The sequence below is a fragment of the Streptosporangium sp. NPDC005286 genome (assembly GCF_040607515.1).
Taxonomy (GTDB): domain Bacteria; phylum Actinomycetota; class Actinomycetes; order Streptosporangiales; family Streptosporangiaceae; genus Streptosporangium.
The window spans coordinates 1-18,220 of record NZ_JBEXGU010000042.1 but is presented as its reverse complement, the minus strand read 5'-3'; the positions used below and the strand labels follow the sequence as shown (position 1 = coordinate 18,220).

Annotated in this window: 25 protein-coding genes, 1 tRNA gene and 1 pseudogene; 12 read left to right on the top strand and 15 right to left on the bottom strand. The window is 67.9% G+C overall.

Features of this window, described 5'->3' with window-relative positions; all coding sequences use genetic code 11:
* Positions 1-113: 113 nt before the first annotated feature.
* From ABZU75_RS17725 to ABZU75_RS17710, 4 genes are read left to right on the top strand one after another with little or no spacing between them, the layout of a single operon-like run.
* Positions 114-635 carry a hypothetical protein gene (locus ABZU75_RS17725; protein WP_355555147.1) on the top strand — a complete coding sequence of 174 codons (522 nt, stop codon included), beginning with the start codon at positions 114-116 and terminating at the stop codon, positions 633-635.
* Positions 632-1,729, top strand: coding sequence for a peptidoglycan-binding domain-containing protein (locus ABZU75_RS17720; protein ID WP_355555145.1), 1,098 nt, complete (start codon positions 632-634; stop codon positions 1,727-1,729). The genes ABZU75_RS17725 and ABZU75_RS17720 overlap by 4 nt, the downstream gene beginning before the upstream one ends.
* The gene (locus ABZU75_RS17715; protein WP_355555143.1) at positions 1,726-2,421 is read left to right on the top strand and encodes an ABC transporter ATP-binding protein; all 696 of its coding nucleotides are present in this window, start codon (positions 1,726-1,728) and stop codon (positions 2,419-2,421) included. The genes ABZU75_RS17720 and ABZU75_RS17715 overlap by 4 nt, the downstream gene beginning before the upstream one ends.
* Positions 2,418-3,659, top strand: coding sequence for an ABC transporter permease (locus ABZU75_RS17710; RefSeq protein WP_355555141.1), 1,242 nt, complete (start codon positions 2,418-2,420; stop codon positions 3,657-3,659). Before ABZU75_RS17715 ends, ABZU75_RS17710 begins: the two co-directional genes overlap by 4 nt.
* A 10-nt stretch (positions 3,660-3,669) precedes the next feature.
* On the opposite strand, the gene ABZU75_RS17705 is transcribed toward ABZU75_RS17710, so the two are convergent.
* Both ABZU75_RS17705 and ABZU75_RS17700 read right to left on the bottom strand, forming a co-directional pair.
* Positions 3,670-3,981: an HAD-IA family hydrolase gene (locus tag ABZU75_RS17705; RefSeq protein ID WP_355555139.1), complete on the bottom strand. Its 312-nt coding sequence runs from the start codon at positions 3,979-3,981 to the stop codon at positions 3,670-3,672.
* Positions 3,950-4,084, bottom strand: a complete 135-nt coding sequence (locus ABZU75_RS17700; protein ID WP_355555137.1) for a hypothetical protein — start codon at positions 4,082-4,084, stop codon at positions 3,950-3,952. Before ABZU75_RS17700 ends, ABZU75_RS17705 begins: the two co-directional genes overlap by 32 nt.
* A 96-nt stretch (positions 4,085-4,180) precedes the next feature.
* Between ABZU75_RS17700 and ABZU75_RS17695 the strand changes: the two genes are divergently transcribed.
* On the top strand, positions 4,181-4,861 hold the full coding sequence (locus tag ABZU75_RS17695; protein WP_355555135.1) for a hypothetical protein: 681 nt from the start codon (positions 4,181-4,183) through the stop codon (positions 4,859-4,861).
* Between the two features lie 138 nt (positions 4,862-4,999).
* Here the strand turns inward: ABZU75_RS17695 and ABZU75_RS17690 are convergent.
* Positions 5,000-6,265: pseudogene (locus tag ABZU75_RS17690) on the bottom strand (serine hydrolase domain-containing protein).
* Positions 6,266-6,506: 241 nt separating this feature from the next.
* On the opposite strand from ABZU75_RS17690, the gene ABZU75_RS17685 reads away from it, so the two are divergent.
* Positions 6,507-6,689, top strand: a complete 183-nt coding sequence (locus tag ABZU75_RS17685) for a pectinesterase family protein (RefSeq protein ID WP_355555207.1) — start codon at positions 6,507-6,509, stop codon at positions 6,687-6,689.
* A gap of 10 nt (positions 6,690-6,699) precedes the next feature.
* Here ABZU75_RS17685 and ABZU75_RS17680 read toward each other — a convergent pair whose 3' ends face one another.
* On the bottom strand, positions 6,700-7,029 hold the full coding sequence (locus ABZU75_RS17680; RefSeq protein WP_350913790.1) for a putative quinol monooxygenase: 330 nt from the start codon (positions 7,027-7,029) through the stop codon (positions 6,700-6,702).
* 284 nt (positions 7,030-7,313) lie between these two features.
* Between ABZU75_RS17680 and ABZU75_RS17675 the strand changes: the two genes are divergently transcribed.
* Positions 7,314-8,027, top strand: coding sequence for a DUF2071 domain-containing protein (locus ABZU75_RS17675; RefSeq protein WP_355555132.1), 714 nt, complete (start codon positions 7,314-7,316; stop codon positions 8,025-8,027).
* Between the two features lie 7 nt (positions 8,028-8,034).
* Here the strand turns inward: ABZU75_RS17675 and ABZU75_RS17670 are convergent, their stop codons facing one another.
* The 6 genes from ABZU75_RS17670 to ABZU75_RS17645 all read right to left on the bottom strand — a co-directional run bounded on the left by ABZU75_RS17670 (position 8,035) and on the right by ABZU75_RS17645 (position 12,963).
* Positions 8,035-9,255, bottom strand: coding sequence for a cytochrome P450 (locus ABZU75_RS17670; RefSeq protein ID WP_355555130.1), 1,221 nt, complete (start codon positions 9,253-9,255; stop codon positions 8,035-8,037).
* Positions 9,256-9,283: 28 nt separating this feature from the next.
* Entirely contained in the window at positions 9,284-10,669 is a 1,386-nt protein-coding gene (locus ABZU75_RS17665; RefSeq protein ID WP_355555128.1) for an FAD/NAD(P)-binding oxidoreductase, read from the bottom strand.
* Positions 10,666-10,866 (bottom strand): ferredoxin, encoded by a 201-nt coding sequence (locus ABZU75_RS17660; RefSeq protein ID WP_350913799.1) that lies wholly within the window; start codon positions 10,864-10,866, stop codon positions 10,666-10,668. Before ABZU75_RS17660 ends, ABZU75_RS17665 begins: the two co-directional genes overlap by 4 nt.
* Before the next feature lie 622 nt (positions 10,867-11,488).
* Entirely contained in the window at positions 11,489-11,941 is a 453-nt protein-coding gene (locus ABZU75_RS17655; RefSeq protein ID WP_355555125.1) for an ATP-binding protein, read from the bottom strand.
* 127 nt (positions 11,942-12,068) lie between these two features.
* The gene (locus tag ABZU75_RS17650) at positions 12,069-12,458 is read right to left on the bottom strand and encodes an STAS domain-containing protein (RefSeq protein WP_355555123.1); all 390 of its coding nucleotides are present in this window, start codon (positions 12,456-12,458) and stop codon (positions 12,069-12,071) included.
* A gap of 151 nt (positions 12,459-12,609) precedes the next feature.
* Positions 12,610-12,963 (bottom strand): STAS domain-containing protein, encoded by a 354-nt coding sequence (locus tag ABZU75_RS17645; protein ID WP_355555121.1) that lies wholly within the window; start codon positions 12,961-12,963, stop codon positions 12,610-12,612.
* A 280-nt stretch (positions 12,964-13,243) separates the two neighbouring features.
* On the opposite strand from ABZU75_RS17645, the gene ABZU75_RS17640 reads away from it, so the two are divergent.
* The 4 genes from ABZU75_RS17640 (at position 13,244) to ABZU75_RS17625 (ending at position 15,014) form a co-directional block, all read left to right on the top strand.
* Positions 13,244-13,528 carry a GNAT family N-acetyltransferase gene (locus ABZU75_RS17640; protein ID WP_355555119.1) on the top strand — a complete coding sequence of 95 codons (285 nt, stop codon included), beginning with the start codon at positions 13,244-13,246 and terminating at the stop codon, positions 13,526-13,528.
* Positions 13,529-13,913: 385 nt separating this feature from the next.
* Entirely contained in the window at positions 13,914-14,033 is a 120-nt protein-coding gene (locus ABZU75_RS17635) for a DLW-39 family protein (RefSeq protein WP_211264163.1), read from the top strand.
* Positions 14,034-14,062: 29 nt separating this feature from the next.
* On the top strand, positions 14,063-14,800 hold the full coding sequence (locus ABZU75_RS17630; protein WP_355555117.1) for an HAD family hydrolase: 738 nt from the start codon (positions 14,063-14,065) through the stop codon (positions 14,798-14,800).
* Between the two features lie 138 nt (positions 14,801-14,938).
* Positions 14,939-15,014 (top strand) — tRNA-Ala (locus ABZU75_RS17625).
* A gap of 102 nt (positions 15,015-15,116) precedes the next feature.
* Here ABZU75_RS17625 and ABZU75_RS17620 read toward each other — a convergent pair.
* From ABZU75_RS17620 to ABZU75_RS17610, 3 genes are all read right to left on the bottom strand, one after another.
* Positions 15,117-15,575 (bottom strand): hypothetical protein, encoded by a 459-nt coding sequence (locus ABZU75_RS17620; RefSeq protein WP_355555115.1) that lies wholly within the window; start codon positions 15,573-15,575, stop codon positions 15,117-15,119.
* 46 nt (positions 15,576-15,621) lie between these two features.
* Positions 15,622-15,969, bottom strand: a complete 348-nt coding sequence (locus tag ABZU75_RS17615; protein WP_355555113.1) for a hypothetical protein — start codon at positions 15,967-15,969, stop codon at positions 15,622-15,624.
* A 109-nt stretch (positions 15,970-16,078) separates the two neighbouring features.
* On the bottom strand, positions 16,079-16,405 hold the full coding sequence (locus tag ABZU75_RS17610; RefSeq protein ID WP_355555111.1) for a hypothetical protein: 327 nt from the start codon (positions 16,403-16,405) through the stop codon (positions 16,079-16,081).
* A 128-nt stretch (positions 16,406-16,533) separates the two neighbouring features.
* Between ABZU75_RS17610 and ABZU75_RS17605 the strand changes: the two genes are divergently transcribed.
* Positions 16,534-17,379, top strand: coding sequence for a hypothetical protein (locus tag ABZU75_RS17605; RefSeq protein WP_355555109.1), 846 nt, complete (start codon positions 16,534-16,536; stop codon positions 17,377-17,379).
* Positions 17,380-17,741: 362 nt separating this feature from the next.
* On the opposite strand, the gene ABZU75_RS17600 is transcribed toward ABZU75_RS17605, so the two are convergent.
* On the bottom strand, positions 17,742-18,002 hold the full coding sequence (locus ABZU75_RS17600; protein ID WP_355555107.1) for a hypothetical protein: 261 nt from the start codon (positions 18,000-18,002) through the stop codon (positions 17,742-17,744).
* The coding region (locus ABZU75_RS17595) for a hypothetical protein (protein ID WP_355555105.1) at positions 17,999-18,220 on the bottom strand (222 nt) is incomplete at its 5' end. The genes ABZU75_RS17600 and ABZU75_RS17595, both read right to left, overlap by 4 nt.

Below are 18,220 nucleotides of genomic sequence, written 5' to 3'. Positions count from 1 at the left end.
GTTTCCTCCACGTTAGCGATCGTTCCTGGAAACGCCGGGGAAACACCGCACCCGCTTGCATCACCTCCCGAAGGGCCGGAAACGCTCCGGCCGCGACCAGAGGAGACGACACCATGCGACTGCGGACGCACCATGCGCTGGCGGCACTGCTACTGGCCCTGACCGTGACCGGATGCGGTGCCGCGCCCGAAACCGGCACGGTGGCCTCGGCCGACGGCGGGGCCAAGCAGGCGGGCGGCAGCGCCGCCCCGACCCTGAGCCAGGAGGAGAAGGGCGTGAGGTTCGCCCAGTGCATGCGGGAGAACGGCGTGCCCATGGAGGACCCGGAGGGTGGCCGCATCCAGCTCAAGTTCGACAAGAACAGCGGCGTCGACAGGTCCACGGTGGACAAGGCCATGCAGGCATGTCAGGAGTTCAACCCGCAGGGCGACAGGTCCGGGGCCGCCGACCCCAAGGCGGAGGAGCGAGGCCGCGCCTACGCGGCCTGCATGCGCGAGAACGGCCTGGAGAGCTTCCCCGATCCCAAGCCGGGCCAGCGCGGCATCATGATCACCCCCGAGATCGGTGAGGACCCCGACTTCCCCGCCGCCCAGCAGAAGTGCCAGGACATCATGACGGCCGGCGGCCCGCAGTGACCACCGAGGAGACCCGCCCACGACGCCGCGCGCGCCGCGGTGGAAAGATCGTCCTGGCGATCGTCGCCATGGCCGTGGGCGGCGCGGCCGCCGCCGGCGTGCTGGGCATGGGCGACGGCACCGCGGCCGACGCCCCCGCCACCCGGCTGCCGCCCAAGACCGTCCCGGTGACCAGGCAGACGCTCACCGACACGCACACCGCCGACGGCGCGCTCGGCTACGGCACCACCAGCACCGCCACCAACCGGCTGCCCGGCACCCTCACCCACCTGCCGGGCACCGGCGACCGTGTCACCCGCGGCCGAGCGCTGTACCAGGTGGACGACAGGCCGGTCGTGCTGATGTACGGCACGCTGCCCGCCTACCGGACGATGCGGATCGGCGACGAGGGCCCCGACGTCAAGCAACTGGAGAGGAATCTGAAGGCGCTGGGCTACACCGGCTTCACGGTCGACGACGAGTACACCTACTCCACCGCCGAGGCCGTCAGGCAGTGGCAGGAGGGCCGGGGGCTGGAGGAGAGCGGCGAGGTCGAACTCGGCCGGGTGATGTTCGCCCCCGGAGCGATCCGCGTCGACAGCCTCCAGGCGGGAGAGGGCGACCCGACGGGCCCGGGACGCAAGGTGCTGACCTACTCCGGCACGGCCAAGGCCGTCACCGTCGAACTCGACGCCTCTGAGCAGCGACTGGCCAAAAAGGGCGGCAAGGTCACCGTCACGCTCCCCGACGACACCACCATCGGCGGCCGCGTCAAGGAGGTGTCCACCGTGATCAAGCCGGGCGGCCAGGGCCAGAGCCCCACGACCAGCGTGGAGGTGGTCGTCGAGCTGCGCGGTGGGAAGGCGCAGAAGGCGGCCGCCGCCTACGCCATGGCCTCGGTCGATGTCACCTTCACCGCGGGCAGGCGCAAGGACGTGCTGACCGTCCCGGTCGCCGCGCTGCTGGCGCTGCGGGAGGGCGGCTTCGGCGTCGAGATCGTCAACGGTTCGACGTCCTCCTACGTCCCGGTCACGACGGGCCTGTTCGCGGCCGGCCGGGTGGAGATCTCCGGTGACGGGATCACCGAGGGAGTCGTCGTGGGGATGCCGAAGTGATCTCGCTGAGCGATGTGACGAAGGTCTATCCCGGCGGCGTCACCGCGCTGGCCGGCGTCTCACTGGACATCGGCGCCGGCGAGCTCGTCGCCATCGTGGGCCCCTCGGGCTCGGGCAAGTCCACCATGCTCAACGTGCTCGGCACCCTGGACCGACCCACCACGGGCAGCGTGCGCATCGACGGCTACGAGGTGGGCAGGCTCGGTGACGCCGGGTTGTCGGCGCTGCGGGCCACCCGGATCGGCTTCGTCTTCCAGCAGTTCCACCTCGCCGCGCGCGTCACGGCGCTGGACAACGTGGCCGACGGGCTGCTCTACTCCGGCCTGCGGCCGGGCGAGCGGCGGCGCAGGGCGGCGGCGGCGCTGGAGCGGGTCGGGCTGGGCCACCGGATGGACCATGAGCCGCACGAGCTGTCCGGCGGCGAGCGCCAGCGCGTCGCGGTGGCGCGGGCGGTGGCGGGCGACCCCCCGCTCCTGCTGGCCGACGAGCCGACCGGCAACCTCGACTCCGCCTCGGGGGCCGGGGTGATGGAGCTGATGCGCGGCCTGCACGCGGGAGGCACCACCGTGGTGATCATCACGCACGACCGGGAGATCGCCGAGTCACTGCCCCGCCGGGTGCGGATGCGCGACGGCCGCGTGACCTTCGACAGCGCGCGGCCCGAGGCCGCGGTCTCGGAGGTGGGTCGATGACCGCCGAGATGTTGCGACCGGCACCGCGACCGGCACCGCGACCGGCGCTGCGACCGGCCAGGATGTGGCCGCGTGATGTGCTCAAGGTGGGCGTGGTGGGTCTGCGCACCCGGCCGATGCGGGCGTTCCTGTCCGCGCTGGGGATCGCCATCGGCATCTCCGCGATGGTCGCCGTGGTCGGCATCTCGTCCTCCTCGCGTGCCGATCTGGACCGCACCCTGTCCGAGCTGGGCACCAACCTGCTGACCGTCTCGCCCGGCACGACGATGACCGGCGAGCAGGCCAGGCTGCCGGCCGAAGCCGAGGCGATGGTGGGCAGGATCGCTCCGGTGGAGTCGGTCTCGGCCATCGGGCGGGTGGCCGACGCCGACGTCTACCGCACCGGAAAGATCCCCAAGGCGGAGACGAACGGGATCGCGACCTACGCCACGCGGACCGAACTGCCCGCCACCGTCGGGGCCGAGATCCGTAGCGGTACCTGGCTCAACGCCGCCACCGCCTCCTATCCGGCGACGGTGCTGGGCGCGGTCACCGCGCAACGCCTCGGGATCGGCCACGCGGGGCCCGACACCCAGGTAATGGTCGGCGGGGTGTGGTTCACCGTTGTCGGCATCCTGGCCCCGGCGCCGCTGGCGCCCGAACTGGACACCGCGGCACTGGTCGGCTGGCCGGTGGCCGAGTCCAGGCTGGGCTTCGACGGCCGCCCGACCGTCGTCTACACCCGCTCGCGGGACGCGGAGGTGGAGGCGGTGGCTCAGGTGCTCGGCGCCACCGCCAATCCGGAGGCCCCCAACGAGGTCGACGTGTCGCGTCCCTCCGACGCGCTGGCCGCCAAGCAGGCCGCCGACGCGGCCTTCACCGGGCTGCTGCTCGGCGTGGGCGGGGTGGCGCTGCTGGTCGGCGGGGTCGGGGTGGCCAACACCATGGTCATCTCGGTGCTGGAACGGCGCGGCGAGATCGGCCTGCGCCGCTCCCTGGGGGCGACCAAGGGGCAGATCCGCACCCAGTTCCTCGCCGAGTCGCTGCTGCTGTCGGCGCTGGGCGGGATCGCGGGCGCGCTGCTGGGCGTGGCGGTCACGGCGGGATACGTCACCTCGGTGTCGTGGCCCGTGGTGATCCCGGCGTGGGCGGTGCTCGGCGGGATGGGCGCCACGCTGGTCATCGGCGTGCTGGCCGGCCTTTACCCGGCGATCCGCGCCTCCCGCCTGTCGCCCACCGAGGCGCTGACGCAGCCGTAGCGGCGCTCGACTACGACGGGGAGACCGGCCCGTGGCCGCCGTCGAGCAGCGGGGCAAGAGCCTCATGGAGATCGTCGGGGCTCCGGAAGTGCACGGCCGTCATCCCCAGTTTCCGAGCGGCCTCGACGTTCTCCAGCCGGTCGTCGGTGAACAGGCATCGGTCCATCGGCACACCGGCGTGTTCGGCGGCGATCTCGTAGATCCGCCGATCGGGCTTCGCCACCCCGACCCGGGCGCTGCTGACCACGGCGTCGAAGGCGTAGCGCAGGCCGAGTAGGTCGAGGTCGTCCTCAGATATTCTCCAGCCGCGCCCGCTCGGCACCGTCGTGCAGGCGTAGCACTCCGTCGAAATCGCACAGCACCGCGTCGTACGGGAGCCGCCGCAGGTCGTTCACGTCACGCGAGGTCCGGGAGTCAGAAGACATTTCGTCATGATGCCGGGTCTGTCTCCCCAGAAGCACGGAAATTTCCAAACATGACCCCATGGCGAACCATCGCGGGGAGGGGTACGTCATGAGGGCATGAGACATCGGCTACTCGTCGTTCTGCTTCTGCTGACCGGGATCCTCGTGATCGCTCCCGGTACGGCATGCGCCTGCTCCTGCGCTCTCCTCGAACCGGCCGAGCAGGTGAAGGGGGCGGCGACCGTCTTCACCGGGACGGTGGTGGCCGCTCGCCGGGTCGAAGGAGACCCGCTCGGTCCCCCACCGCCGGTCGTCTACACCTTCCGGGCCGACCAGATCTACAAGGGGAAGGCGAGCGCCGAGTTCGAGGTGGCCACCAACGCCGACAGCGCCGCGTGCGGATACAACTTCGTCACCGGGTCGCGGTACCTGGTGTTCGCCGCCGCCGGCCAGTCGGGCCTGCTCACGGTCGATCCGGGGGTGGCACTGAACACCTCGCTCTGTGCCGGTAACCTGCTGGTCAGCCCGGGTGATGCCGCGTTGCGTGCCGGGGACGACCTGCCGAGCGGGGAGTCGCTCGCCGCGGAACTCGTCACCGCTCTCGGTACGGCGACCCCACCCCCGGCGACCCCGCCCTCGACTGCCGTCGCCACTCCTGCACCGGACGCCTCCGGCAGCGGCGGCCAGCCGATCCCGATCTGGATCTACGCGGGGGTGGCCGTGACGGGCGCCGGCCTCACCTTCACCGGGTGGCGGTTCTCCCGGCGGCGCGGACGGAACAGGCGCCTGCCGGACTAGGCGTACGACCGGGCGGGCCGGTGACGCGACCGAAGGACGCCTCGCGACGGACGGGAAGATCCACAGAACACCATGCGGTCGTCATGGTGCGGGCCGCCTCCCTGGGATACGGGCTCGCCCGGGGAGGCGGCACAGGGCTCAGAGGCCGTAGGTGGAGAACAGGTTGGTGGTCGGCCAGGTGGTGACCGCGTTCGCGGCCTTGTGCAGCAGGGAGTCGATGTCGCCGTAGCCGAGGCCCGAGGGGTCGTCACGCTGGTCGAACAGCACCACCCAGCTCAGCCCGTCGTACCTGCGGACCATGAGGGTCGAGGTGCCGGGCAGCGACCCGGTGTGCCAGGTGTTCATGCCGCCGGTGACCGGGCGCACCTGCCAGCCCAGACCGTAGTACCAGCCGTCCGCGTTGACCCCGATGGACGGCTTGGCGAACGTCCTGGTGATGGACGCCGCGGTGAGCGGTCCCGCGCCGTCGAAGATCGTGCTGAACTTCGCCAGGTCGACGGCGGAGGAGAGCCAGCCGCCGTGCGCGGCCATGTTCTCGATGTTGAAGCTCCCGTAAGGGGCGGGCACCACGGTGCCGGAGGTGTCGAGCACCGTCGCCCCGGTCTTCCCGGAGAAGTACGGAGCCTCCGTCGACCGCCTCTGGCTCTTCGCGGATCTGCCGAGCGCCATCCGCTTGATCTTGACGGCGCCGAGGACCTTCTACTGTACATAGTCGGCGTACGACAGGCCGCTGACCTTTTCGATGATCTTCTCAAGCAGCAGGTAGCCGTAGTTCGAGTAGGCGTACCTCGTTCCGGGGGCGTGGTCGAGCGGGCGCCTGCTCGACCACTCGATGACGTTGGCCTGGCTCACGGGCAGGGACATCCCGAGCAGCTTCGCGACGGCCCGGTCCTGGAACATCGGGTCCGAGGAGATCGCGCTGTCCCAGCCGCCCAGGTGCTGCAGCAGGTGGAGCACGGTGACGGCGCCGAGCCGGGCGTCGGCGGCGGTGCTCAGGCCGAGCAGTGGCGCCACCCGGGCGGACAGGCTCAGTTTCCCGTCCTGGACGAGCTTCGTCACCGCGGTCGCGGTGACCGGCTTGCTGAGGCTGGCGACGCGGAACAGCGAGGTGGGGCCCGCCTGGAACGTGGTGTCCGCGGTCCAGTTGTAGCCACGGGCCAGCATCAGCTTGCCCTTGCGCACCACGGCCAGGGACGCGTGCGGGATGGCACGTGCCTGCATGAAACTTTTCAGGGTGCTGTCGAAGGACGCCAGCCCCGAGGTGCTCTTCCCGGTGACCGTCCATACGGGGGCGGTCGTCTGGCCTGACGTGGTGGCGGCGAATCCCGGATGAGCCTGCGTGGCGGCGACTCCGGCCACCGCGGTGCCCGTGATCAGCCTGAACGTGTCCCTACGGGTCAACATCCCAGATCCCCCGATCTTTGAGGTCATGACAAGATCGGGATCTTACGGGAAAACAGCCCATCTTGGTTGTAGGTAGGGCGGATAGCCCCGAACTCCCGCTGTTGACATCGTTGTCAAGCCTCTCTAACTTTCAGATGGTCTTGTACGCGGAAGCTGTTCACATGTGTGACCATGTCGCCCTAGAGTCCGTTGTTCGGCCGACGTCAGATGCCGGCCGGGACCGCCGCCCTCCCACCCGGAGATCACCGCGACGCAGGCGGTCGCGGTGAAGGTGATGGGCGACCGTTCGTTCTTTGAGGCGTGCCGTTTCCTCGGTCATCAGGACACGCTGTACGCCGACACCCTCAGCCTGGCCGCCTTCGCCAGGCAGTACTACCGGCGCTGCTACGTCGAAGGTGACGTCGACTTCGTCAACGGTCGATGATCATCTCTGGTCAGCTCTGGGCCGGTGACAGTTCCGCCATCTGCGACCAGCCCTCGCCGGGCACCTCGACGTTGATGATCTCCGGCGTCTTCGTGATCAGCTCGGGCATCCAGGCCATGGCGGTCCTGAAGTGCTCCGAGTTCACGTGCGCCTCGCCTGCCGCGGGCGAGGCGAACGCCTCCAGCAGGACGAACTGGCCGGGCACCTCGACGCTCCTGGACCATTCGAAGAAGACGTTCCCGGGCTCGCTGCGGGTGGCCTGGGTGAAGTCGTCGACGAGCGAGAGCCACTCCTCGGCCCGCTCGGGACGGACCGTGAACTTGACGGCGATGAAGATCATGAGTTGTTCCCTGTCGAGAGTCGAGGCGAGTCTTCCTCGCCTGCGGTCATGGCGTGAGGCAGGTGTGCGGCGCCATGGCCAAGATAAGCGAGTGGATGCCGGGGCGGAGGAACCCACTCGCCGTGAGCCCGCCTCGGTCGGCGGCGGGATCGCCGCGCAGCGCATGCGCGGGTCCCAACCGGGAAGACCGGCACATGACGGGCGACGAGACCTGGCTCAGGAACCTCACCGTCCCGGACGCCGCCGTCACGTGAGCACCGTCGTCACTCGACAAGGAGCAGACCATGCAGGCTCCTCCGTCCCTGCGCGTGGCCCGGCCGGTCATGTACCACCGCTGGTCCGAGATGACCTTCATGCACTGGCGGTACCCACCCGCCGAGATCCAGCGGCTGCTGCCGGCCGGACTCACGGTGGACACCTTCGACGGCGCCGCCTGGGTCGGCCTCACCACCTTCCTGATGGAGGACGTACGGGCGCCGCACTCGCCGGCCCTGCCGTGGCTGTCGCGATTCCCCGAGACCAACGTGCGCACGTACGTACGAGATGACCGGGGGCGCGACGGCGTCTGGTTCCTGTCGCTGGACGCCGGGCGCCTGCTCGCGGTGCTCGGCGCGCGGGTCGTCTACCGGCTGCCCTACTTCTGGTCCGGCATGTCCGTCCGCGCGGACGGTGAGCGGCGCGGTTACCGCTGCCGCCGCCGGGCCGGGCCGGCGGGCGCGCGATGCGACGCGGACGTGGAGATCGGTCCGCCGCTCGCGGAGCCGGAGCGCGACGAGTTGGCGCACTTCCTGACCGCCCGCTACCGGCTGTTCACCACGGTCGCGGGCCGGACGGCCCACGCCGAGATCGAGCACCCCGACTGGCCGCTGCGCCACGCCCGGCTGATCCGCCTGGAGGAGGACCTCCTCCAGGCGGGCGGGCTCACCGCCCCGGACGGCGCCCCCGTACTGCACGCCTCATCCGGGGTGCCGGTGAGGATCGGGATGTGGAGCCGGTGACCACCCGTCATCCCTGCCTGACCAGCAGGTGGCGCGGGCCGCGCAGGACCGCGCTCTGCCGGTACGGGGGCGGGTCGGCGACGAGCCGGGGATTCTCCAGGTGGCGTACCAGCCCGTTCAGTGCGATCTGCGTCTCCAACCGGGCCAGGGGGGCGCCGAAGCACAGATGGATGCCGCTGCCGAAACCGAGGTGCCGGTTGTCCTGCCGGTCGGGGTCGAACCGGTCGGGGTCACGGAAGTACGCGGGGTCGCGGTTGCCGGAGGCGAGCATGAGCGTGATCCGCGAGCCCTTCGGGATGGTGACGCCCGCGACGGTGAGGTCGCTGTAGGCGGCCCGCCAGGGGATGATGTGCACCGGAGGTTCGTAGCGCAGCAGTTCCTCGACCGTCCGGATGATCATCTCAGGCTCACGGCGCAGGCGCTCCAGCACATCGGGGTGGCGCAGCAGGGTCAGCACGCCGTTGGTGATCAGATTGACCGTCGTCTCGTGACCCGCGATGAGCAGCAGGTTGGCGGTGCTGACGATCTCCTCGTCCGTCATGCGCCCGTCGGGGCCCTCGTCGCTCGCCAGCCGGGACAGCAGGTCGTCGCCCGGTGGCCGGCCGCGGCGGCTCTCCAGGAGCTCGGCGAGATAGTGCCTGAGGTCCTTGCGGGCCTGCACGCCCTCCCGCAGGCGTTCCTGAGGGTCCGTCGCGGGGTCGAAGTCGAGCAGCGCGACGATCGCCTCGACCCACCGGTGGAATCGCGGCTCGTCCTCGCGGGGCACGCCGAGCAGGTGGCAGATCACGGTGACCGGGAAGGGATAGGCGAAGTCGTCCACGACGTCGATCTGGTCCCTGCCCGCCAGGTTCTCGATCAGGCCGGTGACGATGGCGGCCAGGTCGGGTCGCATGTCGTCTATCAGCGTGGGTGAGTGCGGGGGGCCGAAGTGCCGCATCGCCATGCGGCGCAGCCGGTCGTGCTGCGGCGGGTCGAGGCCGATGAACGCCGGCGGGTCCCCGCGCTCGGCGAGGGCGGGCCCCGGGTGTTCGAGGCTGTGCGCGTCGGAGCTGAGGTGCGGGTCGTGCAGCAACGTGCTGATCTCCCGGTAGGTGCTGACAACGTAGTCGCCGTCCTCCTGCCGGGCCACCGGCCTCCTGCGCAGCTCCGCGTAGAGCGGGTACGGGTCGGCCCGGTTGGAGTAGTCGAGGATCCGCTGGAGAGTGCTGGGCGCCTGAGCGACTGTCATGACCGCTCCTCCTAAGGTTTGCCCGGGTTCAACGGCCCGGCCGTGCGAACGCCACGCGCCGCTCGCTCGGCTCGTGGCCGGTGACCATGACGGTGGCTCCGTGGGTGATGATGAGGGGATCCGGGAAGCGGGCGGGGACCGGCTTCATGTCGGCGGGCTGGTCGGGGGTGGGGCAGGAGGGCGGGAAGGGGGCCGCCGTCTCGATCAGCTGCCGGTAGTGGTCGAGCCATTTGGCGTTGTCGAAGCTGACGGCCGCGATGACCCTGCCGCGGTACCCGTAGGCCGCGACAAACCGGCGCTCCTCCACCGCCCCCTGGGTGACGGTGATTTCGTCCGCCATGATCGGAACACCGACGGACTTGATGTTGACGCCGAACTGCATGGACCAGAACGTCGGCATGGACAGGTGCGGCCAGCGGTCGGTCGGAGGGCTGACCATGTTGTGCGCCGCGACCTGGGCCTGCTCCACCGCGTTGGCCCAGTGCTCCAGCGACAGGAACCGGTACTCGTAGACCGGGTGCGGGCAGCGTGCCACGTCCCCGGCGACGAAGACGTCATCGGTGACCAGGCCGTTGATGTCGAACGCCCGGCACCCCGAGTCACAGGCCACCCCCCAGCGGCCGGCGGCCAGCCCCGAGTCCCGCAGCCACTCGGTGTTGCGCACACCGCCGAGCGCGACCACCACCACGTCGGCGTCGATCGCCTCTCCATCGGAGAAGTGAGCGCGGCGCACCCGCCCGTCGCCCTCCAGCCGGGTGACCCTGACACCGCAGCGCAGGTCGACGCCGTGCGCACGCTGGAGGTCCGCGGCGATCGAGCCGATCATGCTGCCGAGTGCTCCCACCAGCGGGGCCTCGGCGACCTCGGCGACGGTCACCGGTATACCGCGCTCGCGGCAGACGGAGGCGATCTCGGAACCGGCGAATCCGGCCCCGATGACGAGCACCCGGCCGGGCCCGGCGTCCAGCCGCTCCCGCAGGCGACCGGAGTCGTCGCGGGTGCGGACCACGAACACGCCGTCCAGTGCGGCCTCGGCCTCGTCGGGCCAGGACCTGGCACGTACCCCGGTGGTGATCAGCAACCTGTCGTAGGGAACCTCCCGCCCGTCCGCGAGCCACACCCGTTTGCCGGCGAGGTCCAGCCCCGAGGCGGCCACGCCGAGCAGCCACTCCGCGCCGATCTCGCGGCGCCGGGGTAGCGCGGTGCCGTCCGCGGGTACCCAGCCGGTCAGGACCTGCTTGGAGAGCGGAGGCCGGTCGTAGGGCTCGCACGCCTCGTCCCCGATGAGGGTCAGCGATCCGGTGAAGCCCTCGTCGCGCAGCGCCTCCGCGGCTCTCAGCCCCGCGAGGGAGGCGCCGACGATCACGATGCGGCCGTCACGCCTGAACGCCTTCAGGCTCTGCTCGCTGCTCATGACGGTCCAGGTGTCTCGACCAGGATCGCCTGGACCGGGCAGGCGGCGGCCGCACGCAGGACCTGGTCCCGCTGCGCGTCGTCGGGGCTGGAGTGGAACGCGAGTGCTTCCTCACCCTGCATCCGGAACGCGTCCGGGGCCAGGAAGGCGCACTGGGCATACCCCTGGCAGCGCGCCAGGTCGACGACAACCCTCATAAGGACCATCCCTTCCGAGCCCGAACACGGTTGAGTAAGGCGCGAGGGGAGCCAGGACGGTTTTCCGTGGGTCGGGCCTACCGTGAACCCGGCCCGGGGCGATGCCGCGGCACGTCCTCACATGCCGTCGGCGGCCGCCACGGTTCCGCGGAGAACGGTCAGGGAAAACAGCGAGGTAATGCGCTGACCTGGCTAAACGAGCGTATCGCGGACATCGGGACGGAGCATCGCCCTTCTGCCAGCGGGTGGTCAAGGATTGCGTACGAGCCGACCTCTCCGGTTCGGCCGGAACGCTCAGGATGGCTGACGGTCGTGAGGACGGTCCCGGTGCGCCCCCCAACGCGTCGGTGACCCCTTTGCGGGCGGTGATGCCCGGTTGGTCGGCGGCCTGGGATCGGGGCCGTCAGCAGGTCCAGACCCGTCTGCCAGAGGTAGAGGTGTTTAGCCCAGCACACTCCGGTAGTGCCAGGTGACCATTCCTGGGGATCGTTTCCGGACACGCACATCTTCCGGAGAGACGAGAAAAGGCCCGGCGGTGATCGGCCGGACCCTGACGAGGGGCCGTGGCGGGTTTCCGGTGGACCCTCGCGTCACGGGGCTTGGGGCCCATGACGATCGAGGCTCAGAACGCGGCCCGGACCTCTTCCTGACCGGGGTCTTCGTGGCTGAGCGCCCCGATCCGCGCCGATGGGGAGCGCAGGTCCATCCGCAGGCGGACCCGGGAGCCTCCGGCGACCTGCTCGATGGTGAACTCGTCGCACAGCTGGGTCATCAGCCACAGGCCGAAACCTCGAACGGTGCCCGCGGGGCGTTTCGCCGGGATGTGCTCGGTGGCCAGGAGCCCCACGGTGTCGGTGACGTCGATGGTCAGGTGGCTCTCGTCCTGCCAGACGTCCACGGTGCCCTTGCCACCGCCGTGCTCCAGGACGTTGATGACCGCCTCGTTGGTGGCGAGGAGGAGGTCGTTCAGGCGTTCGCCCCGTAGGCCGGCCTGGGTGGCGTGATGGTGGAGACGTTCTCGCAACGCGCTGAGATCCTCGTCGATCGGCCAGTGCTGACCGTGGTCGCCGATCACGACACCCCCTTGACGTCGCCTTGTCTGGCAGTCACCGGGGGACGAGCCGACTTGCTCCAGAATCAGGGCGTTGCAGATGAGTTACACGATGCTAGACACCTGCCCGATCGTTGCCAACTTACGACGGTCATCCACCGTGAATATCCGGGGCGGACTGCTGTGGTCGCAATGCCTTGACGGCGTCGGCGACGGTGGGCTGGATGCCGAAGGCCTGGGCGAGTCCGGTCAGGTGGAGGATTCGTTTCAGGCGGGGGTGCGGATTGGCCAGGACGATGCTGCCTCCGCGGTCCTGGACGATCTTGCGGGTGTTCAGGAATTGCTGGATTCCCGTGGAGTCGCAGAAGGTCAGATCGGTCAGGTCTATGACAAGGTCACCCCGGTCCTGGCCGATGGCCTGGTGCAGGTCGTGACGGAACCGCTCGGCATTGGTGTAGTCGAGCTCGCCGGCCAGGCTCAGCAGGACCATCTCCTTTACCGAGGGGTCGGACACATCGGTCACGCGGACGGCAGCGCTCACGGGTACACCTCTGTGGACGGTCGAGGGGGAGGGAAAGGCGGCCGGATGCCGCCGCCAGGTCGCGGTTGCCTCAAGTCTGGAGCCGGCCGGTGCTCAGCTTGAGATCCTCCGAATTTCTCTAGAGGACTTTTACGCTACAGCCGAGGAGTGATCAGTTGTTATCCCACTGACGGATACGTTCTCCGGACCTGCTGTCGAGCACCTCCGCCCAGCCACAGAGCTCGGCGATCCGCCACGCGTGCGGCTGGAGACCCCTGACGACCAGCCTGCGGTCGCCCGCCATCCCGAACGCGATCTCCGCCAGCACCCGCAGACCGCCCACGTCGACGAAGTCGACACCCTGGAGATCGGCATACAGATCGCCGCGGGTGCGCTCCGCCGCCATGGCGAGGGCCTGCACCAGGACGTGCCGCGTACAGAGGTCGATCTCTCCCTCGCAGCGTAGGCCGACCGGCAGATCGGTGAAGAGAACGCGCAGTGAGCCGTGGCTGACCTCACCTACCATTGTGATCACCTTCTGGGTGGGGCATGAGGGTCAGTCAACGTCTGTCGTGACGGCGCAGGTGTGTCGGCTGATCGCCATGAGGCATCGGCGGTGCCGGTACCTGCTCTCATCATCCTTCAGCTGGGCGCCTTTTGGTATGGTTTGCCGGTTTCGTGTTTCAGTGCGCAGAAACCAGTCGGCCATCGCGTCCGCCGAAGATCCGCACACATGGGAATGAACGTCTCGCGGAATCGGCTGAAGAGGGAACCGTCGTACGGCGGTCTGGCAAAGGAGAACCTCCATGCAGGTGGATGTCAAGCTCTCCCCCGGTGGCGATTCCTTCGTGGCGACGGTGGACGGCAGGCGCGCGGGGCGGCTGGAGCTCGTCCGGCGTGACGGGGTCATCGTCTATCCCCACACCAAGGTCGAGCCGGAGTACGAGGGCAACGGGGTGGGATCCGCACTCGTCCGCACCGCGTTGGACGCGGCCCGCGCCGAAGAGGCCAAGGTCGCGCCTCTCTGCTGGTTCGTCAGGGAATGGATAGATCGTCACCCCGACTACGCCGATCTTGTTCAGGGCGCCTGACCGATCCATAGCGAGAGGGTTTGGGACATTCGCGCCCCCCGGTAATCGCGCCGGAGCGAGCGGACATGCTGGTCACCGCGATGTCCGGGCAGAAACCTTCCTGGCGGCCGGTGACCGGAACTTTCGGGCGGATGGAGCGGCCCGCTCCGGGGGTTATCGTAAGAACGCGGGCGGTTTTGCAACAGGATTCATGGCAGATTGTGATCATCGGATCGCGAGTCGTGCGGGATGATAGTGACAATTACCCGGTTAGCGTAGATCGGCTGTGACGCTTGTCATGCGGACCAGGTCATGGCCCGATCCCTTGCTAGGCTGCAGGGAACCGTTCGAACCGGGCGTTGTCTCACCCCGGCAGGTGAGACTTCTCAAGAAGTGGGGTCACACCGTGAAGAAGTTGCTCGTTCTGGCGCTCGTCGCCCTCGGGGGGCTGCTGGTCTGGCGCAAGGTGCAGGCCGACCGCGCCGAGCTCGACCTGTGGACCGAGGCCACCGGCAGCGAGAACTGACAGACGCGGCTACCGATTCGGGTGCTTTCATGGTCCTTGCCCAAGATGGAGTAAAGCCCATCAGGCTTGTCTGCCTGGATCTGCCAGGCACCACGATCGGTGACGTCGCCATGGTCGAGCGGGCGTTCGCCGAGGCGATCGCCACGCAGGGCATCGTGCCCGGGACCGGTGCGTACGCTCGTGCCATGGTGCACGTGCACCGGTCCCGGGGATGTTCCAAGATCGATGTCTTCCGGGGGATCTTCCCGGACAACGAGGCCCAGGCCCAGGCGGCCAATCTGACCTTCGAGCGCTCCTACGAGGGCGCCATCGGACGCGCGGGCCTGGTTCCACTGCCCGGAATCGTCGAGGCGCTCGACAAGCTCCGCGGTGCCGACGTCAAGGTCTGCCTCACCACCGGCTTCAGCCGTGTCACGCTCGGCCGCGTGCTGGCTGCCCTGAGCTGGTCCGACAGGCTCGATCTGGCCCTGTGCCCCGAGGACACCGGCCGTGGCCGTCCGATGCCCGACCTGGTGCTCGCCACGGTCATGCGACTCGGTATCGAGGACGTACGCCAGGTCGCCGTCGTCGGGGACTCCGAGAGCGAGATGCTCTGCGGCCGCCGTGCCGGCGCGGCGGTGGTCGGCGGCGTCCTGACCGGCGTCCACAGCAGGGAACGCCTCCTCAACGGGGGAGCCACTCACATCCTCGACTCCATCGCGGATCTCCCCGGACTTCTCCTTGACAGCGCGCCCGCCGAGTCCCCCCTGGCCACCGCCGCCCACTGATCCTCGTCCCGCTCGAAGCCCGTTCGCTCGGAGCCATCCGACACGACGCCGCGCACGGATTCAATTGGCGTAGGAGCGGTTTCTGTTGCTACGGTGTACGACTGAAGCAGGTCGTCTCCAGGCGCCGGCTTGAATCTCGGGGCCTTAGCTCAGTTGGCAGAGCGCCTGCTTTGCAAGCAGGAAGTCAGGAGTTCGAATCTCCTAGGCTCCACCACAGGTCAAAGGCCACCTCCCATGATCGAGAAGTGGCCTTTTCGCTTCCGTACAGCAGCGAAATACAGCAACGACTCAGATGGCTGGCTGGCACGCGGACCCATCAGTTCCAGAACTGGACTCTGTACAACTCCACCCGGGCGATCACCTGTGGGAAGCCGGCCTCTTGTTCAGTCTGAAGGATCTTGGTGGTCACCCGTGCCGACCAGGTCGTGTCGCGCTGCCCCAGGTCGAACTCCACATCGGGTGAACGCTCGGCGTACTCCCAGCTCATGACGCAGACCACTCCGGACTTCAACAGGAACTGCCCGGCCCAAAGCTCTTCCCAGGTGTCCACCGGTGGACACCCGTTCCACAGCTCGAATCGGACATGAACCGTATGGTCGGTGTACCTCGCCTGGATGACGAACCCGTCGGTGCCCACGGCGATCTGATCATCTGGTGGTTCGATGTCCCCTTTAGCCGCCGATCCCGCCAATTGTCCGTCGATGACCTCGGCCATGATGAAGAGTCCGTAGTCGGGACTCACCTCGCCTGTGACCGCGCGGAGGAGGCTGATCATGCTTTGGCCTTTCTCGTGAATGCCCTCGTCTGGAGTGATCGCTCAGTTATGCGTTCGGTTCTGAGGGGAGAGAGTCGACGAATGCTTCGGCTTCGGGCTGGCTCATGCCCTCTTTGCTCCGTACAAGGAACACGGCTTCCTTCCGGCGGCCGGCGGAGACCAGGTTGCGAGCCCTGGTGGGAAGGTCACCTTCCCAGGGCATCGGGAAGTCCGGCAGGACATGACCGGCTTGCAGGGCCTTCGCCACATCTTCCGCTTCGTCTTGAGATACCTGGCTTTCCTCACTGATCAGCTTGACGGCGTCCGTGAACCTGCCCGCCTCGATGAGGTCATGCGCTCGGACTTGTACCCCGATAGGAGTGATAAGGCCCAGGTCGATGTGGACTCGTACCACGTTACGTCTTGCTCTCCATTGAGGATCCCGAGTCCAACGATCACAAGGAGCATGTCTAGTCCCAGGAGATGCCTGACGTTTCTGTCCCAGGACATGGACAACAGGTGATCTAGGAAACATGGTCGACCTTGCGGGGCCGATGTGCTTTGACGTTGCGGATCGGAAGGTCGGTGGTGCGGTGCATGGTGCGCGGGCCTTCGTCCAGGTCGATGGTCAGCGTGCTGTCGCTGACATGGACAGCGACGACGTGACCGGCGTGCAGGCGGCCGAGGCAGATGGTCTGCCGGGCCACCATGATGACGCCGAAGGCGTTGGCGCGGCGCGCGGCTCTCCGGCCAGTCCGGGCCAGCGCCGCCCACGCGCCACAGCCCTCAAAAAGCGGCGGTGCCGCCTTATGACCACGCCGAACGCGGACTTTGCAGGTGAACGTAGGCAAGCTGAGCGACTAACTGTGTGGCGGAATGTGACGTGAGGTGGCAGACGGTGCATCGCCACCCTTTTGCGTCTATTTGATCCTATGATCAGGTTCGACATGTCTGCTTCCCGGCAAGGAGTGAACCATAGATGGAGGACTGGATCGATGAGCCAATTGTGGATCCGATCGTTTCGGAACTAGATCGGCAGAAGATCATCAGTATGCCCGTCCTCCTACACAGATCCTCCGAGCTTTCCTCACGAACAAGGCGCTTTTTTACCGTCAGTGGATCCATTGCCGGAGTGATCGGAGCATTTCTAGCTGGCGTGGCTATTCAGTCCGATTCCCAGCCTGCGGCCTTTGTGTCCGTTCTGGCCTTTATCATCGCTGGCCTCTTTGTCAACACCGGACGCCCCAGCCTAACCACGCGACTGCAACATCTCTATGGGGACTGCTACATAATTCCAGCGGATCTAGATGACAATGCTTTAGGTCTGATCCGTCGTGCGCGGAAAGCGATTGAGAGCGTGTCCACATCTAGAGTAAATCGCTTGGGGCTGCTTGACGACATAGCCAACGATGTCGTCCTTCCGGAAAAACTTTGGGACATCGCCCGCCTTCTCCGTGCCCAGGTGGCATTGCGGGCGGAGCAGGACGAGGCGATGAGCGAGGTGGTAACGCCCGAACTGGCGGCAGTCATCGCCCCGCAGCGGGAAGCTCTGGATCGCTCGATAACGTCAGTCACCAAGCAGGTTGTTGAACTCGAAGATTATGCCAATCGCGTTCAGGAGGCCGACGCGGCGCTTCGGGCTCATGAGCTGTTGAAGAGCAACGATAAGTATCGAGACCTCTTGGCCCAGACTGACGATGCTCAGGGCCTCCAGAATCTCACCGAACACGTCAATGTGCTCGAAAGCGCACTCGCTAAAAATTTGCGAGACGCGATTGACGCAGGCCAGACCCTAGCAACCCCAGGAGACATCGCCGCAGTATGAATCAAGGCATATGTTCTTCCTTTTCAATGCGATGATCTGGTTGCCGTAGCTCACCGCTGCCCACATCTAGCCGTCCCCGGCAATCACATATCATCTGCCGCTGCGACCGCCGGCCCAACCGCTTCGCGGCCCCTTCGGGGTGCCATTCGGCATTGCGCCGGCCGTCTCCACTCGGTGGTCATCAGGAACGCCTCAATGGCGAGGAGCAAAGGCTCTGCCGCCCTGCTTCCGGTGCGCGGGCCTGGCGGCCCTGTGCTCCGGGTCAGGTTGCCGCCGGATGACATGGCCACCTGCTCACGGTCATCGCCGGTCAGGTACGGCAACGCGGCTACGGGGAAGGTGTCGCCGCACCTGACCAGTGATCATTTAGTGTCGTCGGTTTTCGGCACGTGTTTCCCGCGCCCGCCCGGAGTGCGGTGGTGGAGCTGGAGGCGGGTCATCGCGGCATCGACCAGGCGGCCGAGGTTGCCCAGTTCGTACAGCATTCGGTGGCGTTCAGCGTCCTCCCAGGCCCTGATGGCCACCCCGATGTCACCCGACTTACCGGCTGCGATGACGACCTCTTGGCCGTTGACTCTCTTCGTGGCCGCATCGCCCAGGATGATCCAGCCGTACACGGTCACGACCCCCGAGCAGCCAGGATCAGCTCTACCACCCGTTGAGGATGCTCACTCCGCACTACCTGGAGACCGGAGCCGTCGCGCAGGGAGACCAGGTAGCTGCCCGAGCGCGGTCCCATGGTCACCGTGGCTACGCACCAGCCCTGCGGACCCTTCACGGTCAGCTCCGGCGGGTGCCGCTCCATCCACGACCGAAGAGGCGGCTGATCGGGCCAGGCAGC

Excerpts from the sequence above, each read along its gene's own strand:
- ABZU75_RS17725 (WP_355555147.1), top strand. The coding sequence starts at position 114 with ATGCGACTGCGGACGCACCATGCGCTGGCGGCACTGCTACTGGCCCTG.
- ABZU75_RS17710 (WP_355555141.1), top strand. The coding sequence starts at position 2,418 with ATGACCGCCGAGATGTTGCGACCGGCACCGCGACCGGCACCGCGACCG.
- ABZU75_RS17700 (WP_355555137.1), bottom strand. The coding sequence starts at position 4,084 with ATGTCTTCTGACTCCCGGACCTCGCGTGACGTGAACGACCTGCGGCGG.
- ABZU75_RS17695 (WP_355555135.1), top strand. The coding sequence starts at position 4,181 with ATGAGACATCGGCTACTCGTCGTTCTGCTTCTGCTGACCGGGATCCTC.
- ABZU75_RS17680 (WP_350913790.1), bottom strand. The coding sequence starts at position 7,029 with ATGATCTTCATCGCCGTCAAGTTCACGGTCCGTCCCGAGCGGGCCGAG.
- ABZU75_RS17675 (WP_355555132.1), top strand. The coding sequence starts at position 7,314 with ATGCAGGCTCCTCCGTCCCTGCGCGTGGCCCGGCCGGTCATGTACCAC.
- ABZU75_RS17670 (WP_355555130.1), bottom strand. The coding sequence starts at position 9,255 with ATGACAGTCGCTCAGGCGCCCAGCACTCTCCAGCGGATCCTCGACTAC.
- ABZU75_RS17665 (WP_355555128.1), bottom strand. The coding sequence starts at position 10,669 with ATGAGCAGCGAGCAGAGCCTGAAGGCGTTCAGGCGTGACGGCCGCATC.
- ABZU75_RS17660 (WP_350913799.1), bottom strand. The coding sequence starts at position 10,866 with ATGAGGGTTGTCGTCGACCTGGCGCGCTGCCAGGGGTATGCCCAGTGC.
- ABZU75_RS17645 (WP_355555121.1), bottom strand. The coding sequence starts at position 12,963 with ATGGTAGGTGAGGTCAGCCACGGCTCACTGCGCGTTCTCTTCACCGAT.
- ABZU75_RS17640 (WP_355555119.1), top strand. The coding sequence starts at position 13,244 with ATGCAGGTGGATGTCAAGCTCTCCCCCGGTGGCGATTCCTTCGTGGCG.
- ABZU75_RS17630 (WP_355555117.1), top strand. The coding sequence starts at position 14,063 with ATGGTCCTTGCCCAAGATGGAGTAAAGCCCATCAGGCTTGTCTGCCTG.
- ABZU75_RS17620 (WP_355555115.1), bottom strand. The coding sequence starts at position 15,575 with ATGATCAGCCTCCTCCGCGCGGTCACAGGCGAGGTGAGTCCCGACTAC.
- ABZU75_RS17605 (WP_355555109.1), top strand. The coding sequence starts at position 16,534 with ATGGAGGACTGGATCGATGAGCCAATTGTGGATCCGATCGTTTCGGAA.